This is a genomic window from Pseudomonas sp. SDO5522_S412, assembly GCF_054071215.1.
Map to the genome: position 1 here is coordinate 1 of NZ_JBSVWQ010000139.1, position 15,853 is coordinate 15,853.

The 15,853-nt window shown below is 62.4% G+C and carries 11 protein-coding genes; 5 read left to right on the forward strand and 6 right to left on the reverse strand.

Annotation, left to right across the window (positions count from 1 at the left end; translation table 11 throughout):
* Positions 1 to 202 precede the first annotated feature (202 nt).
* A complete protein-coding gene (locus tag ACW9I6_RS22705) occupies positions 203 to 913 on the forward strand; it encodes a response regulator transcription factor (protein WP_003217086.1) in 711 nt (236 codons plus the stop codon).
* Positions 910 to 2,376 (forward strand): sensor histidine kinase, encoded by a 1,467-nt coding sequence (locus ACW9I6_RS22710; protein WP_003217087.1) that lies wholly within the window; start codon positions 910 to 912, stop codon positions 2,374 to 2,376. Before ACW9I6_RS22705 ends, ACW9I6_RS22710 begins: the two co-directional genes overlap by 4 nt.
* Here the strand turns inward: ACW9I6_RS22710 and ACW9I6_RS22715 are convergent.
* Positions 2,339 to 3,280 (reverse strand): alpha/beta fold hydrolase, encoded by a 942-nt coding sequence (locus tag ACW9I6_RS22715; protein WP_457339862.1) that lies wholly within the window; start codon positions 3,278 to 3,280, stop codon positions 2,339 to 2,341. The two genes, ACW9I6_RS22710 and ACW9I6_RS22715, sit on opposite strands and share 38 nt — an antisense overlap.
* Positions 3,273 to 4,199, reverse strand: coding sequence for an AraC family transcriptional regulator (locus tag ACW9I6_RS22720; protein WP_457339863.1), 927 nt, complete (start codon positions 4,197 to 4,199; stop codon positions 3,273 to 3,275). The genes ACW9I6_RS22715 and ACW9I6_RS22720 overlap by 8 nt, the downstream gene beginning before the upstream one ends.
* A 97-nt stretch (positions 4,200 to 4,296) precedes the next feature.
* Between ACW9I6_RS22720 and ACW9I6_RS22725 the strand changes: the two genes are divergently transcribed.
* Positions 4,297 to 5,256 carry an oxidoreductase gene (locus ACW9I6_RS22725; protein WP_102369111.1) on the forward strand — a complete coding sequence of 320 codons (960 nt, stop codon included), beginning with the start codon at positions 4,297 to 4,299 and terminating at the stop codon, positions 5,254 to 5,256.
* A 58-nt stretch (positions 5,257 to 5,314) separates the two neighbouring features.
* Positions 5,315 to 6,523 carry a serine hydrolase domain-containing protein gene (locus ACW9I6_RS22730; RefSeq protein WP_457339864.1) on the forward strand — a complete coding sequence of 403 codons (1,209 nt, stop codon included), beginning with the start codon at positions 5,315 to 5,317 and terminating at the stop codon, positions 6,521 to 6,523.
* Here ACW9I6_RS22730 and ACW9I6_RS22735 read toward each other — a convergent pair.
* Positions 6,483 to 8,771 carry an ATP-dependent DNA helicase gene (locus tag ACW9I6_RS22735; protein WP_457339865.1) on the reverse strand — a complete coding sequence of 763 codons (2,289 nt, stop codon included), beginning with the start codon at positions 8,769 to 8,771 and terminating at the stop codon, positions 6,483 to 6,485. The two genes, ACW9I6_RS22730 and ACW9I6_RS22735, sit on opposite strands and share 41 nt — an antisense overlap.
* Positions 8,768 to 10,417 (reverse strand): VRR-NUC domain-containing protein, encoded by a 1,650-nt coding sequence (locus ACW9I6_RS22740; RefSeq protein ID WP_457339866.1) that lies wholly within the window; start codon positions 10,415 to 10,417, stop codon positions 8,768 to 8,770. Before ACW9I6_RS22740 ends, ACW9I6_RS22735 begins: the two co-directional genes overlap by 4 nt.
* 188 nt (positions 10,418 to 10,605) lie before the next feature.
* Here ACW9I6_RS22740 and ACW9I6_RS22745 point away from each other — a divergent pair, with 188 nt between their 5' ends.
* Complete coding sequence (locus ACW9I6_RS22745) at positions 10,606 to 10,830, forward strand: YgdI/YgdR family lipoprotein (RefSeq protein ID WP_102369114.1); 225 nt, start codon at positions 10,606 to 10,608, stop codon at positions 10,828 to 10,830.
* 188 nt (positions 10,831 to 11,018) lie between these two features.
* Here ACW9I6_RS22745 and ACW9I6_RS22750 read toward each other — a convergent pair whose 3' ends face one another.
* Both ACW9I6_RS22750 and ACW9I6_RS22755 read right to left on the reverse strand, forming a co-directional pair.
* The gene (locus tag ACW9I6_RS22750) at positions 11,019 to 12,449 is read right to left on the reverse strand and encodes a polyurethane esterase (RefSeq protein WP_008433771.1); all 1,431 of its coding nucleotides are present in this window, start codon (positions 12,447 to 12,449) and stop codon (positions 11,019 to 11,021) included.
* A 179-nt stretch (positions 12,450 to 12,628) separates the two neighbouring features.
* A complete protein-coding gene (locus tag ACW9I6_RS22755) occupies positions 12,629 to 15,739 on the reverse strand; it encodes an autotransporter domain-containing protein (RefSeq protein WP_457339867.1) in 3,111 nt (1,036 codons plus the stop codon).
* Positions 15,740 to 15,853: the final 114 nt, after the last annotated feature.

A 15,853-nucleotide genomic window follows, 5' to 3' on the forward strand; every position in this document is an offset into this window, starting at 1 on the left:
CCCGGCTTTTTTGGGGCCGCTTCGCGACCCAGCGGGAGCAAGCTCCCTCGCCACAATGAGGGGGGCGTACTTTTGCCGTTGCGATGAGTAAGGTTAGGCCCGGGGTGGTCGCGGAATCCTCACGCAGAGTTAAACAATTCGTGATAACTACACTGTTGCAAAAGCCGCACAATGCGCGAATCAAGAAGACAGGTTTTTATCAATGGATCAGCCCAAACGTGTCCTGGTGGTCGAGGACGATGCCCATATTGCCGATTTGATCTGCCTGCACCTGCGGGACGAGCAGTTCGAGGTGGTTCACAGTGCCGATGGTGACGAAGGCCTGCGCCTGCTGGAGCAAGGCGGCTGGGATGCGTTGATCCTTGACCTGATGCTGCCCGGCGTCGACGGCCTGGAGATCTGCCGGCGGGCCCGGGCGATGACGCGCTACACGCCGATCATTATCACCAGTGCCCGCTCCAGCGAGCTGCATCGCATCCTCGGCCTGGAACTGGGGGCGGATGACTACCTGGCCAAGCCGTTTTCCATGCCGGAGCTGGTGGCGCGGGTCAAGGCGCTGCTGCGCCGGGTCGACGCCATGGCGCGCAACTTGAAGATGGACGCCGGCAGCCTCGACCTCGGCCAGTTGTTCATCAACCCGCTGACCCGTGACGCCACCCTGCAAGGCCAGCGGCTGGACCTCACGCCCCGGGAATTCGACCTGCTGTACTTTTTCGCCCGCCAACCGGGCAAGGTATTCTCGCGCATGGACCTGCTCAACGCCGTGTGGGGCTACAGCCACGAAGGTTACGAACACACCGTCAATACCCATATCAACCGCCTGCGGGCCAAGGTCGAGGCCGATCCGGCCAACCCGGCGCGCATCCTCACGGTGTGGGGCCGTGGCTACAAGTTTGCCGAGCAATCGGCATGAGGCTGACCCTTACCCAGCGCCTGTCCCTGGTGTTCGCGCTGTTGCTGCTGATTTGCAGCGGCACGTCGGCCTGGCTGCAAGTGCGCTCCAACCACATGCATGAACTGGAAGTGGTGCAAGGCCTGTCCCGCGACCTCGCCGCGCACATCGCCCGGGATACGCAGTTGATGGACGCCGACGGTCTCAAGCCGGACGCGGTGCGCAACCTGTTCAGCCAGTTGATGCTGGTAAACCCGAGTGTCGAGGTGTACCTGCTGGACATTAACGGGCGCGTGGTCGGCAACGCTGCGCCCAGCGGCCACCTGCGCCGCGACCAGGTCAACCTGGAACCGGTGCGCCGTTTCCTCAGCGGCGCGATGCTGCCGATCCTCGGCGACGACCCGCGCAGCGTCGACGGCCTCAAGGTGTTCAGCGCCGCGCCGCTGCGGGTCAACGGCCAGCAGGCCGGCTACCTGTATGTGGTGCTGCTGGGCGAAGCCCATGATGTGTTCGACGCCCGGGATGCCACCGGCATGGCACTGAACATTGCCCTGTGGTCCATCGCCCTGGTGGCATTGTTGTGCTTGCTCGCGGGTTTGACCGCGTTCGCCTGGATCACCCGGCCCTTGCGGCAACTGACCGAGAAGGTCGGCCAGTTCGACATCAACGGCGCACCGAAAGTCCCGCAGGCCGTGGCGCCCGAGGTTGCCAGCCAGGATGAAATCGCCGTGCTCGACCACGCCTTCGTGCAGATGGAGAACCGCCTGGGTGAACAGTGGCGCGCCATCACCCACCAAGAGCAGGAACGCCGGGAGATGGTCGCGAATATTTCCCATGACCTGCGCACACCGTTGGCCTCCTTGCATGGCTACCTGGAAACCCTGTCCCTGAAAGACGCCAGCCTGACCCCGCAGGAACGCCGGCGTTACCTGGGCATCGCCCTCGACCAGAGCCGCAAGGTCGGCGGGCTGGCCCAGTCGCTGCTGGAACTGGTACGCCTGGAACACGGGTTTGTACAGCCGGTCATCGAAGGCTTTTCGTTACCCGACCTGGTGCAGGACATCTTCCAGAAGTTCGAACTGACCGCGGAAGCCCGGGCGATCACCCTCACCGCCAGCCTGCCGCCGGTGGTGCCAACCGTATTGGCCGACCTGGGCCTGATCGAACGGGTACTCACCAACCTGCTGGATAACGCCCTGCGCCATACCCCGCCCAATGGCGAAGTTGAAGTGACCCTGGCCCCCAAGTCCGGTTTTGTTGAAGTCACGGTGAGCGACAGCGGCCCCGGGATTTCGGCGGATCTGCGCGAAGGTCTGTTCCTGCGCGCCTTCACCATTGGTGGGGCTCGACGCGATGGCGGCCTGGGCTTGCGCATCGTGCACCGGATCCTGCAACTGCACGGTCAGGAAATCCGCCTGATCGATGTGCCAGGACGCGGCGCGACGTTCACGTTCGCCCTAGAAACCCGAGCAGCAGTTCGTTGACCTTGGGCCCCTGCTCGTTCTGAATCCAGTGGCCGCAGTTGGCCAGGACGCTTTGTTGCAGGTTCGGCACGACGTCGGGCATGCGCTTGAGGGTGTGGGCTTCGAACACGCCGACCGGGTCGCGGTCGCCGATCAGGAACAGCGTCGGTTGCAGCACCTGCCTGCCGGCGAGGAACTCGGTGCGCTGCCAGTTGCGTTCGAAGTTGCGGTACCAGTTCAACGGGCCACGAAAGCCGTCATTGGCGAAGGTCTGAACATACACGTCGAGGTCCTGCTGGCTGCACCAGGCCGGGAGCGTACCGGGCAGCGGCACACCTTCCAGCAGCTTCGCGCTGGCGGGTTTCTTCTGCAGGAAAACGTCCTGGTCCTGCATGAACAGCCGTAATGTCCGCTCGATATCGGCATCCAGTTCCTTTTCAGCCACACCCGGGGCCTGGAAGTACAGGATGTAATTGAAGCGATCGGCGTACAGCTCGCGCATGATCTCGATCACCGGCCTGCGGGAGCGTCCGGCGAACGGTACCGACATCGTCACCAACTGGCTGACGCGCTCTGGCTCCAACAACGCCAGGTGCCAGGCCACCACGGCGCCCCAGTCATGGCCAATCATGACGACCCGGCGATGCCCGAACAGGTCCATGGCGCCCTGGATATCGGCGCACAGGGTCAGCAGGTCATAGTCGGCCACTTCCGGCGGCGCGCTGGATTGTCCATAGCCGCGCATTTCCGGGACAAACACCCGATAACCCTGGGCCACCAGCGCCGGAATCTGCTCGCGCCAGGAGTGCCAGCACTCGGGAAACCCATGCAGCAACCACACCGGCGGGCCGCTCTCGGGGCCGGCGATGTGCACGTTCAACTCAATGCCGTTGACCTCGACCTTCTGCTGCTGGGTTTCACTCATCACTGGGTTCCTTGTGTGGGGTTCGCTCGCGGTATTCCCGGGGAGAACAAGCCATCACGCGCTTGAAAGCATTGCTGAAAGCGCTGTCTGACTGATAACCCAGGGACTGGCCGATCGTGGACACGCTGTTGTCGCTGGCTTTCAAGGCCTGTACCGCCAGGTGCATACGCCAGCGGGACAGGTATTCCTGCGGTGCCAGCCCTACCCGTTGCTTGAAGTGCAAGGCGAAGGTGGAGCGGGATTGACTCGCCACGCCGGCCATTTCACTCAATGTCCAGCGCCGGGCGGGCGCTGCGTGAATTTCCCGCAGCACCGGGGCCAGCCTTGGATCCGTCAAGGCTCCCAGCCAGCCTGTGGTATGGGTGCCCATGGAAGATTGATAGAGCCGCAGGATTTGCACCAGCATCATTTGCGCCAAATGCTCGGTCATCAGCGCCGCTCCCTGCAACGGGCTGGCGTATTCCCGGGCCAGGCGATCCAGGCACCAACGCAACACGGCGGCCTGTTCGGAGTTGGCACTCACCCGCAACACCGGCGGCAGGCTGTCCAGCAACAACCGGGCGTCATCCCCGTAGATAAATCGTCCGCCGATCAAGAACAGATCCACCGTGGCACCCACCGTGGCGATGCCTCCCAGCGCATCGGCATACACCTCACGTGCATCGAGTCCTTCAGGGCACAGATTGCTGGACAGCCTCCACGGGCGTGCCTGGGTCAACAGGAAACAATCTCCCTCATACAAGCGTATCGGTACTGCCAGCCCTTCCACTTCCAGCCAGCAACTGCCCTCCACCACCGCGTTGAACTTGATGCCATCCGGCGCCGCAAAGTCAATGGCCCAGGTGCCCCCAGCCTTCAGGCCGGCGAAGGTCGAGCGATGGCTTTTTAACAGTGCCAGCACATCGGAAAGGGTATCCATAAAAGCTCCGGACGATCGCGACAGAAACACGGACTCTAGGGCATTCCGCGTCCGGGCTCCAGCGAGAGACTCTAGGCCTCCCATAAGGAGATCTTTCATGGCTGACAAACAAACCCCAATTGGCAGCGGCTTCGATGCCGGCACTACCGCCCAGCAAGCCTTGGCGGGCAGCGATTTGCGAGGCAAGACGGTGATTGTCACCGGTGGCTACTCCGGCATTGGCCTGGAAACGGTTCGCGTGTTGGTCGACGCGGGTGCGCAGGTGATCGTTCCCGCGCGGGATCCTGAAAAGGCCGAACGCAACCTCTCGGGCATCATCGGTGTTGAACACGCCAGCCTGGATTTACTCGACCCGATTTCCATCGACCGTTTTGCCGAAAACTTCCTCGCCAGCGACCGGGCATTGAACCTTCTGATCAATAGCGCCGGAATCATGGCCACACCACTGCAACGGGATACGCGAGGTTTCGAAGCGCAGTTCGCCACCAACCACCTGGGCCACTTCCAGCTAACCGCGCGGTTGTGGCCGGCGCTGCGTGAGGCTAATGGCGCACGAGTGGTTTCGGTATCATCCCTCGGCCATCGTCTCAGCCCTGTGCATTTCGATGACCCGCAATTTGAACACCGCCCCTATGACAAGTGGCTCGCCTACGGCCAATCAAAAACCGCCAACGCACTGTTCGCGGTAGCACTGGACCGACGAGGTAAAGCGGAGGGTGTGCGCGCATTTTCCGTGCACCCGGGGGAAATCCTCACCGACCTGATCCGCTACCTGGACAAGGACGACCTGGCATTCGTCGGCGCACTGGATGAGCACGGCAATATCCGCCGCGCCAGTCACTACAAGAGCCCCGAGCAAGGCGCCGCGACCTCGGTGTGGTGCGCTGTCAGCCCGCAACTGGAGGGCATGGGCGGACTCTACTGCGAAGATTGCGATGTGGCCGCTTCGTCGCAGGATGACACCAGCCGTAACGGCGTATGGCCCTGGGCTGTCGACCCGGAGCAGGCCGAACGCTTATGGGCAGTGAGTCAGCAGTTGTGCAATGTCACGTTGTAGTCCGGGACCCCAGCGTTCATATTTGGCAGTCATGCACTGCCAATGAGCGACCTGAACCATGCAGCCTCCTGCCAGATACCTCGTGCCCCTTGCCGCCTCCCTTTGCGCCACCCTCGCCTGCGCCGACAGCCACGACCCACTGCTCGCCAAGCGCGTGGATGCGGTGGTCGACAGCGCCATTGCCGACAATCGCCTGGTGGGCACCGTGGTGCTGGTGCTGCGGGACGGGCAGCTGGTTTATCACCGTGCTGCCGGCTTGGCGGACCGCGAAGACGGGCGCCCGATGACAGAGGACACGATCTTTCGCCTGGCATCGGTGACCAAACCGCTGGTATCCGCTGCCGCGATGCACCTGGTGGAACAAGGTCGCTTGGGCCTGGACGATCCGGTCAGCCGCTGGCTGCCCGACTTCAATCCCAAGCTGGCGGATGGCACCATCCCGGTGATCACCGTCAGCCAGTTGCTCAACCACACCGCCGGCCTCAGCTACGGATTTCTGGAAAGCCCGCAGGGACCCTACCGCACCGCCGGGGTTTCCGATGGTTTGGGCGAGCCCGAGATCAGCTTTGCCGAGAATCTCAAGCGTATCGCGAGCGTGCCCCTGAGTTACCCGCCGGGCACCGGCTGGCAGTATTCGATGGCCACCGATGTGCTGGGTGCGGTACTGGAAAAGGCGTCCGGCCAGAGCCTGCCGGCATTGCTCCGCGACTCGGTGACCGAACCACTGGGGCTAAGCGATACCGGGTTTTCCGTGACGGATATAAAACGCCTGTCCGCCGCCTATCAGGATGGCTCGCCACAGCCGTTGCGCATGGTCGACAAGGCTACGATCACCTCGGGCAACAGCACCGCGCTGTTTGATGTGCGGCGGATTCTCGATCCCCAGGCCTACCCTTCCGGCGGCGCAGGCATGGCCGGGACGGCAGGTGATATTGCGCGGTTCCTGGAAACCATTCGCCGGGGCGGCGCTCCGATCCTGTCGGCACACAGCGTGCAGTTGATGGTCACCGATTCGGTCGGCGCCAAGGCGCAAACCCAGGACCCGGGTTGGGGGTTCGGTTATGGCTGGGCGGTGCTGGATGACCCGGCGTTGACAGGCACACCGCAATCCCGGGGCACCTTTGAATGGGGCGGCGCCTACGGTCACAGCTGGTTTGTCGACCCGCAGCAGAAGCTTACGGTGGTGGCACTGACCAATACGGCTTACGAAGGCATGTCCGGCCAGTTCACCCACCAGTTGCGGGATGCGGTGTATCCGCCGCAGTGATCGACCACCAGCGCGGCAATAACTGCCGCACTCGCGCTTCGCCAAACCGGTCATCAATCAGCATTACCACCCCTCGGTCCTGCTGGCTGCGGATCACCCGGCCCGCGGCTTGCACCACCTTCTGGATGCCCGGATAAAGGTAGGTGTAGTCATAACCGGCGCCGAAAATCGCGCCCATCCGCAGCTTGAGCTGCTCGTTCACCGGGTTGAGTTGCGCCAGGCCCAGGGTGGCGATAAACGCGCCGATCAGCCGGGTGCCCGGCAGGTCGATGCCTTCGCCGAATGCGCCGCCAAGCACGGCAAACCCGATGCCCTGGCTGTGCTGGGTGAACTGGTCGAGAAATGCCTGGCGTTCAGCCTCGGCCATGCCCCGTGACTGCTGCCACAGCGGGATGCGCGGGTGCCGCTCGGCAAGCAAATGCGCCACTTGCTGCAGATAATCAAAACTGCTGAAAAACGCCAGGTAGTTGCCCGGCGCCTGGGCAAACTGCGCTGCAATCAGCTCGACGATGGGTTCCAGGGACGCCTGGCGATGCACAAACCGGGTGGAGATCCGGTCGACGATATGCACCCGCAGCTGCTCGGCCTTGAACGGCGATTCCACATCCACCCAGGCGGTGTCAGGCGGCATCCCCAGCAAGTCCGCGTAGTAGTGCCGCGGGCTCAGGGTTGCGGAAAACAACACGCTGCTGCGGGCCGCTGTCAGCCGGGGCCGAATGAATTCGGCGGGCACCACGTTGCGCAGGCACAGGTTTGATGAACTGCGCTTGCCGCTGAGTTCGCGTTTGCTGATGTCGAAAATGAAGTGTTCGTTGAACAGCTCGGCGACCTTGGCAAACTGCAAGGCCTCGAAGTAGAAGGCTTGCAGTTCGCCATTGAGTGCTTCGGGATGGTCGTTGAAATATTCACCCATGGCGCTGGTGCACAGGCTCAGCGCCTGCAGCAGTTTGTCGGGTTTCTGGGCGTAGGCCTGATAAGGTGCCACTTGCTCCTTGTGCAGGGCATTCCACTCACGGTTCAGGCGCTGGAGCGGCTTTTTCAGCGACTCGGGTGCGATCTCGCGCAGGGTCTTGAGCGTGTACTGGTCGAGGGCCGCGCTGTACATCGAGCGGCCACGCTCCACCAGGTTGTGGGCTTCGTCCACCAGCACCGCGACGCGCCACTGGTTGAGCTGGGCCAGGCCGAACAGCATGGCGCCGAAGTCGAAGTAATAGTTGTAGTCGGCGACCACCACGTCGGCCCAGCGTGCCATTTCCTGGCTCAGGTAATAGGGGCAGACGTCATGGGCCAAGGCGACTTCCCGCAGGTTGCGCTGGTCCAGCAGGCGCACGCGGGAAGCAGCTTCGCGGGCCGCCGGCAAGCGGTCATAAAAACCCTTCGCCAGTGGGCAGGAGTCGCCGTGGCAGGCTTTGTCCAGGTGTTCGCAGGCCTTGTCCCGCGCCACCAGCTCCAGCACCCGCAATGGCAGATCGGGGCTGCTGTCATACAGCACCTGCGCCGCATCCAGCGCGAGTTTGCGGCCCGGGGTCTTGGCGGTCAGGAAGAACACCTTGTCCAGCTGTTGTGGCGCCATGGCCTTGAGCATCGGGAAAATCGTGCCGACGGTCTTGCCAATTCCGGTAGGCGCCTGGGCCATCAGGCAGCGGCCGGTGCTGACCGCCTTGTAGACCGTTTCCGCCAGGGCGCGCTGGCCCGGGCGAAACGCCGCATGGGGAAAGCCCAGGGCAACCGCTGCGGCATTGCGGGCTTCGCGCTGGTGCATTTCCTGTTCGGCCCAGCCGAGGAACAGGGCGCATTGCTGCACGAAGAATGCCTGCAGGTCATCAGCCTGAAACCGTTGGCTGAGCAGCGTCTCGTGCTCGCCAACAATGTCGAAGTACACCAGCGCCAGGACAATCTCCGACAACCCGAGCTTCTGGCACATCAACCAGCCGTAGACCTTGACCTGTGCCCAGTGCAGTTGCCGGTGGTTGGCCGGTTGTTTGTTCAGGTCGCCGCGATAGGTTTTCACCTCTTCCAGCTGGTTGCGGTCCGGGTCGTAGCCATCCGCCCTGCCCCGGACTTTCAACTGCTGGTATTCGCCCTCCAGCGCGACTTCATTCTGGTAATGGGCGCTGCGCCGCGAGGCCACGGTGCGGTGGCCGACAATCCCTTCCTGGGCACTGGGAGACGGGGTAAAACGCAGGTCGAGGTCGCCGACCTTGGCGGTGAATTCACATAATGCACGCACCGCGACGCTGTAGCTCAAGCGGCCTGCCCCGCCCAGCGCACATAACACACAGTGACGGGCATCTGGTGTTCGCCGCAGAACTCCAGCCAGCGCAACTGGTTGTCCTGCAGGCGATCACCGGGGCCTTTGACTTCGATCATGCGGTAGGTTTTTTCTTCGGGCCAGAACTGGATCAGGTCGGGCATGCCGGCGCGGTTGGCGCGGATATCCAGCAGCAGGCGTTCGAACCAGTGGCGCAGGTGCGCCGCTGGCAGGCAGTCGAGGGCCTGATCGAGCAGTTCTTCGCTGAGCACGTTCCAGAACACGAAGGGTGACTGGATGCCCCATTTGTCTACATAACGCTGGCGAATGGTGTGCTTGTAGCGCTCACCGTCCAGTTGGCCCAGGCACTCGGCGAACAGCTCGGCACGCCGCTGATGAAAATCCTCGCTGTGCAGGTCTACCGGCCCGCGCTGGAACGGGTGGAAAAACGACCCCGGCAACGGCGCGAAAATCGCCGGCCAGCACAGCAGGCCAAACAGCGAATTGATCAGGCTGTTCTCGACGTAATGCACGGGTGCACCATGGTCGCTGAGGTGCGCCTGTACGCAATACTCCACCGACATCATCGGTTCCGGAGCCGGCAGTTCGAGGTCCAGGCGCACGATCTCGCGGGGTTTTGCCTTGGGCAGCGCCGGCTCGCCGAGCTTGCGTCGCAGCCTGGGTATCACGCGCAGCAAGTGCTGCTGTTCGGCAGCGCTTTCCGGGGCCTGTTGCGCCTCACGGGCCAGCCCCATCGCCTGGGCAAAATCCTCCTGGCGCTCCAGCACCCGGATCAGCCGCGCCCGTGCGCCGGGATAGGTGCAGCCCCGGTAGATAGCTTCCGCCAGGGCCAACTCGGCGCTGCGCTCACAATACTGGCCCACCTGGAACAACAGCTTGGCCCGACGTTTCTCCAGCCAGGGGTTGTCGGTGTGCAAGGTAGCGATTTGTTCCAGCACGCCATCGAGTGCCTCGCCCGCTTCAAAGGCCTGCTGGCACTGATGCAGGAACAGGAAGCCGTGCACATCGTCACGGCTGCGCAAACCGCGGGATTCGGCGCAGAATTCGACTTTCTCGTAGGTAAAGATCCCCAGGTCCGCCAGCACAAATTCCGACCAGTCCTGATAGAGATTACCGAAGAACATCAGGCGCAGGCGGTCGCACAGTTCCATCACGGTGAGGCTGTAAAGCTGATCGGCCAGGTCCGGGCACCAGTGCTGGAAGTGACGCAGTTCACAAAACTGCATTGACAGCGTTTCCAGCCAGTCAGCCTTCCTGGCCTTGGGTTGCTCGATCCAGGGTTTGAACGCCGCCAGGATTTCCGCTTTCTGCAACAGGCCGAACAACTCGCCGAACGACAACAGGCATTGATCCGTCACCCAACCCTGTTCCAGCAAAGGCACAACCGCCTCGTGTACCGCGCCGATCTCGACATAGTTAAGCTTGCCCGCCCGGAAATGCGCGCCCTTGCGCATCACCATGCGTACCAGTAACGCCTGGGAAGCCTGCGGCAAGCTGTCAAATTGCTGAATGAAATGCTCTTCGTCCGGGGCCAGCAAATCGGCATAACGCTGCCCCAGCCAGGCGAGCACTTGGCGGAAGTTATGCAGGTAATAGAGCGGATCTTCTAGGGGATTGGACATTTCAGGCACTGGATCAACCACTGTTTATGCATACAGAGTGCCGTCCCTGACCGACTGTTGCAATCAGTAATAGATCAAAGGCACACGCAACTTTTTGCGTAATAATGATCAGATGGCTGTCAGCCACATTAAATGAGTCTCCCCCGACCGCTCAGGTGCGGGGTTTTCGAAGGATCAGGGTAAGGGTTATGAGCATGAAGAATTTGGGTCTGGCGGTGGGTATGTTCACGTTGCTGGTATTGGCCGGTTGCTCCACGCAGACGGTGGTGACGTTGCAGAACGGCACTCAATACCTGACCAAGGACGTGCCCAACGCGAAAACCGCCGATGGCTTCTACGAATTCACCGATATCGCCGGCAAGCATATTCGCGTCAAGGCCGATGACGTCGCGACCGTGATGAAGGAGAAATAAAAAGTGGGAGCCCGTCGGCTCCCACTTTTCTTGGCCATGATCGTTCCCACGTTCTACGTGGGAATGCATCCTGTGACGCTCCGCGTCACCACTGCGCAAGACATGAACCGTGGGTTGGCCGTTGGACGCAGAGCGTCCGGGGCGGCGTTCCCACGCAGAGCGTGGGAACGATCAATCCGTGGCGCTACTTAGCCGATGGAAACCCCATCGCCCCAAACCCCGGCGAGCCCAACGCCAACCAGCGTCACCGAGTCCGCGCCAAAGCTCAGCACGGTATCGCCCCCCACCACCTTGGCGTGGTCACGCCAGTCCGCACTGCCCTCCACGTCCCGGAACACCAGCTTGTCGGTCGGCTGATAACCAATCACCCGGTCCTGCCCAAACTGCCCGCCGAACAGAAAGGTGTTATGCCCGCTGTTGTCGCGGATCGTGTCATTGCCCTTGCCGCCCTCGATGAAATCTACACCCTTGCCACCCTGGATCAAGTCATCGCCATCACTGCCGATGATGAACGTGTTGCCCTTGTGCGGCTCGGCATTGCGGTTGAGGTCCTGCACCCAGGTATTGGCCCGGGCCGGGTCCGACAGGTTGGCCACGATAATCGTCGAGTCCCGGCTGGTCAGGTCGTAGAACTGCGAGTCCAGGACCCGCGTCATGCCATCCCCATACCCGGTGGGCAAATGAGAAAGCCAGGTGGGAACATTGACGATGGAAAACGGCAGGACATTCCACAGCGTCGACGCGTAGTGATCGTTGAAGCTGACGATATTGTCCGTGGTCGACTCATGGGGCTTGTCGTGCACGCCCAGTGACGAGAAGTTGAACGACGAGCCGTCCAGCGCGCGAAACACCGGGTCGTTTTCATAACCGATGTTCAGCACCTTGTCGCCGGCACTCTGGGTTGGCGAGGCATAGGCCACATAGTTGGAGTCCTTGTAGAACCCCGACCATTTATTGCCGCTCAGGTCGGCCATGCTGTTGACCGCCAGGCCACCCAGGCTATGACCGCTGACCACCACGTCCTTGCCCGTCAGGCCATGACTGCCGGCATACGCCGCGACATCCTTGAGCAAGGTGCCAAAGGCTTCGCCGGCGTAGTTTTTCGCGTAGTCCTTGGGCCCCAGCGCCGCCAGCAGGTCACTGACCAGATCGCCGATGGAGTCGCTGATCAAGGTTTCCCGAGGCCCCGAAGTCCCGCGAAAACCAATGCCGATTTCCAGCAGCTTGCCGTCGCCATCGTACTTGCCCAGCACTTCCACCTGCGCTGTGGTGTAGCCGGGCTTTTCACCGAAGAACGTGCCCCGGGCGTCCACCTTGCCGCCGTAGCCCAGGGTACTGGCGCTGATGGGCGTCCAGCCGGCCTTGTTGACCGCCTCAAGGGCGGCTTTTTCCGAGTCGGGGTTCCAGGGAATCCCTGGAATAACCCCCTGTGAATCGGTGCTGCCCAGCAGCGCCCCCACCAGAGTGGCGGGCAGCCCCAGGCCAAAACCGTTGTGCTGGTAACCCACGGCAAAGCCGTTGTCCAGGTTGTGATAGGAGTACAGCGTGATCGCCATGGCATCGGCGAACAACGCTTTGGAGCCCTCGGTGCCGAGGTTTTTATAGTCGAAAACACCCATGGTATTGCCTCTCTTTTGTTGGAATTGTCGAGAAAGCCGAATCTGCACAAATGGACGATTGGAACCGGATCAATGTGGGAGCGGGCTTGCTCGCGAAGGCGGTGTGCCAGTCGGTGGATGGGTTGACTGATCCACCACTTTCGCGAGCAAGCCCGCTCCCACATTTCCAACTGCGGTGTTTAGAAAGCCCACTCCAGGCTCAAACCCACCCCATGGACTTTCTCCTTGCTGGCCAGCAGGCCGTTGTAATCCAGATTCACCTTCGCCTCCTTGCTCAGCGCCAGGCTGACCCGCGCCCCCACCAATGCCGCATCACGCACCATCGACGAACTCTCCACAGTGAACGAAGGGCCGCCCGAGGCAAACGCCAGGCGCCGCTCGGAATCGACGCTGCTCAGGTTGTGCTGCCAACCCAGGGTGCCGGAAAGCTCCAGTTGCTGATGGTCATTGATATTCAAGGTTTTCAGCGCTCGAGCACCCAGGGTACTCAACACCACATCGCGGCTGTCATCCCGGCCCTTCAAGGCCGCCGCATCACCCTTCTCGGTAAACCCATCGGCATCCAGATGCACGTACGCCAGGTTGGCGAACGGTTCCAGGGCCAGGGGTTGCAGGTTCAGGCGATACGCCGCCTCGGTAAACACCTGGGTACTGCGGGCATCCACCTTGGCTTTCTGCTTGCCGGCGACTTCACCGTATTGCAGCTCGCGCTTCACATCGGCGCGGTGCCAGCTGTAGGTCGCACCACCGCTCAAGCGCAAGGCACCGATTTCATGCCCGGCATACGCACCCAGGTGATAGCTGTCCACCGATGCCCGGGAATGGGTGTCGCTGCCCATGTTCAGCGATGTATCGCTGTACCCCGCCACCAGGCCTACACGGGTGTCTTCATCCAGCGCGCCGTCCACACCCGCCAGCATGCCGCCGATGGAGGTGGTGTAGCCCGCCGTATCGCTGCCGCTGTTGGTCTTGCCCCAGGCGCCCAACGCCTTGACCCAGACGTTGCCACGGCTGTCGACGGTCTGGCTCGATGCGCCCATTGCCCCTTGCTGCAAACGCTCGCCCACGGCTTCGCGCAGGTAGCGGTTGTCATTCACCAACGCGGTTTCCAGCGCCGGGTAGATTTCCCCGGACAGCTGCTGGAATGCACCCTGGGCCGAAGCCGCATTCGGCGCCAGCAACAGGCTTTCGTACACGGCGTTGCCCGCGCCCAACTGCTCGGCAGCAGCGGCCACCGAACGTTGGTTCGGGGTGGCGGCCACACTGGCAAAGGTGTTGGCATTGCGCCCCACATCCAGCTGCACGCCGTTGGCGGCGTAGTTCAGGGTACCGCCGATAAACAGATAGTTGGGCAGCACCGAACCGAAGCTGCCGGTAATCCCGCCTGCAGCCTGCAGGATGTTGTACTGGCGACCGATCAGGCTTTCGGCCTGGGTCTGGGTCAGCAGCGTCGGGCTGTTTTCCAGGGCCAGGGTCACCGTGCCGCCGCTGAGGGTGGCCTTGCCACCGGCGACGATGCGATCACTGTTGGTGGCCGACAACTCCACCGCATAGGTAGAGCCCGCCGCGAAGTTCACATCCCCGGCCACGTTCAGGGTGCCGATGGAGTTGCCCGGCGCCACGGTACCGCCGCTGTTCGCTGTCAGCGAACCAATGCGCCCGGAACCGCCCACTACGCCGCTGCTGCTGACGGTAACGTCGGAGGTGATCGAGCCATTGATCGCCAGCAACCCTTGGTTGACCAGGGTCGGGCCGCTGTAGGTATTGGTGCCGGTCAGTACCAGCGCGCCAATGCCCTGCTTGGTCAAGCCGCCATGCCCGGAGATATCGTTGCTCCACACATCCAGCCCGCAATGCACATCGGTGCACGTGCGCTGGGTCGGTTTGCCGGCATCCACCACGGCGCCAATCCCTGGCAGGTCCGCGACAAACTGGCCGGAGCCGTAGGCGCCGTCGATACGAAACTCCGCCGGGATATCCTCAGCCGTCACAAACATCCCCGGGCCGTTGATGGCCTTGCCCAGGTTGATCATGCCCCAACCGTACAGGGAGTCGATGCCCGGTGCGCCGAGGTCGGTCGCGGTGGTTTTCAGCAGCGTGGAGATCTGGTCGCCGCTCATGTACGGGAAGCGCTCCATCAACACCGCTGCACTGCCGGCCACATGCGGCGCGGCCATGGAGGTGCCGTTGAAATTGGCGTAGTCGGTGGTCAGGTTTTCCAGGGAGGTGCCGTTGATCACCGAACTGTAGATCTTGGTGCCGGGGGCCGCGACGCAGAAGCTGGCGGCATACCCGCAGCGCGAGGAAAACGTACTGATCACGTAAGGATCGGAACTGGCGGTGTCGGGATTCTGTTGCAAGGCCGCCACCGACAGCCAGTTGGGTGCAATCTCCGGCACGAAGTACGCCAGGCCCGAGATCGCATCCGGGTTGTTGCGGTTGTAGTCGTTGCCGGCGGCAAAGATCGTCAGCACGCCGCTGCGGGCCGCATCAATGGCGCCCTGATAAGCGCCACCTGCGATCGTCCCAAGGATCGGCCGAATGTTATTGAACTGCGCCTGGGCTTCATTGACCGTGAAGTTGGGGAATGCCGGATCTCGGCCGCCCTTGGCGTACTGGTCACCGATGCCGATGCCCCAGCTGTTGTTGATAATGCGTGCGCCGCTGGCCACCAGCGCGTCCCAACCGGCTTTGTAGACCGCGCCGTCGTTGCCCAGGATGATCCCGTCTTCGGGGCCCGGGTCACCATTTTCGGCGCTGATGATCTGCGCATCGAACGCCACGCCGTGCATTGGCCCGCCGTCGCGGTTACCCGCGGCGATCCCGCCTACGTGGGTGCCGTGATTGCCGAGCTTGCCGTTGGAACCCAGGGAAGGCGTGCCGTCGTAGCGAAACGCGTCCCCGGCCTTCACCGGGATGTACGGGTCGGTGTATTGGCGAATGCCTTCGGTCACGAGCGTGACCACTTTGCCGGGGCTGGCGAATTCCGGATGCTGGGCATACACCGGCTGGTCGAAGATCCCCAGCTTCACGCCCTTGCCGGTGTAGCCGGCGGCGTAGGCGGCGTCTGCATGCACGGCGCCCAGGCCCCAATCGGCCTTGAATTCATTACTGCGCCAACTGGCAGCATCTCCCAGTTTTCCGGTTTCCACGTAGGGTGCGGCCTGGGCGGTACCCAGGCTGGCCAGGCAACACAGCAACGCGCCGTATGGCACGCAGCTCAGGGCCTTGAGCGGGTAGCCCGGGCCTGTTGGGATGGCGGATTGAAACCCTCGTTTTGTTTTTTTCACGGTGACCTTCCTTAGTTTTTATTGCACTTGTATAAATCACGTTTCTCCCAAGCGTCGCCGACCCAATGTGGGAGCGGGCTTGCTCGCGAATGCGGTGGCTCAGCTACAGGTGCG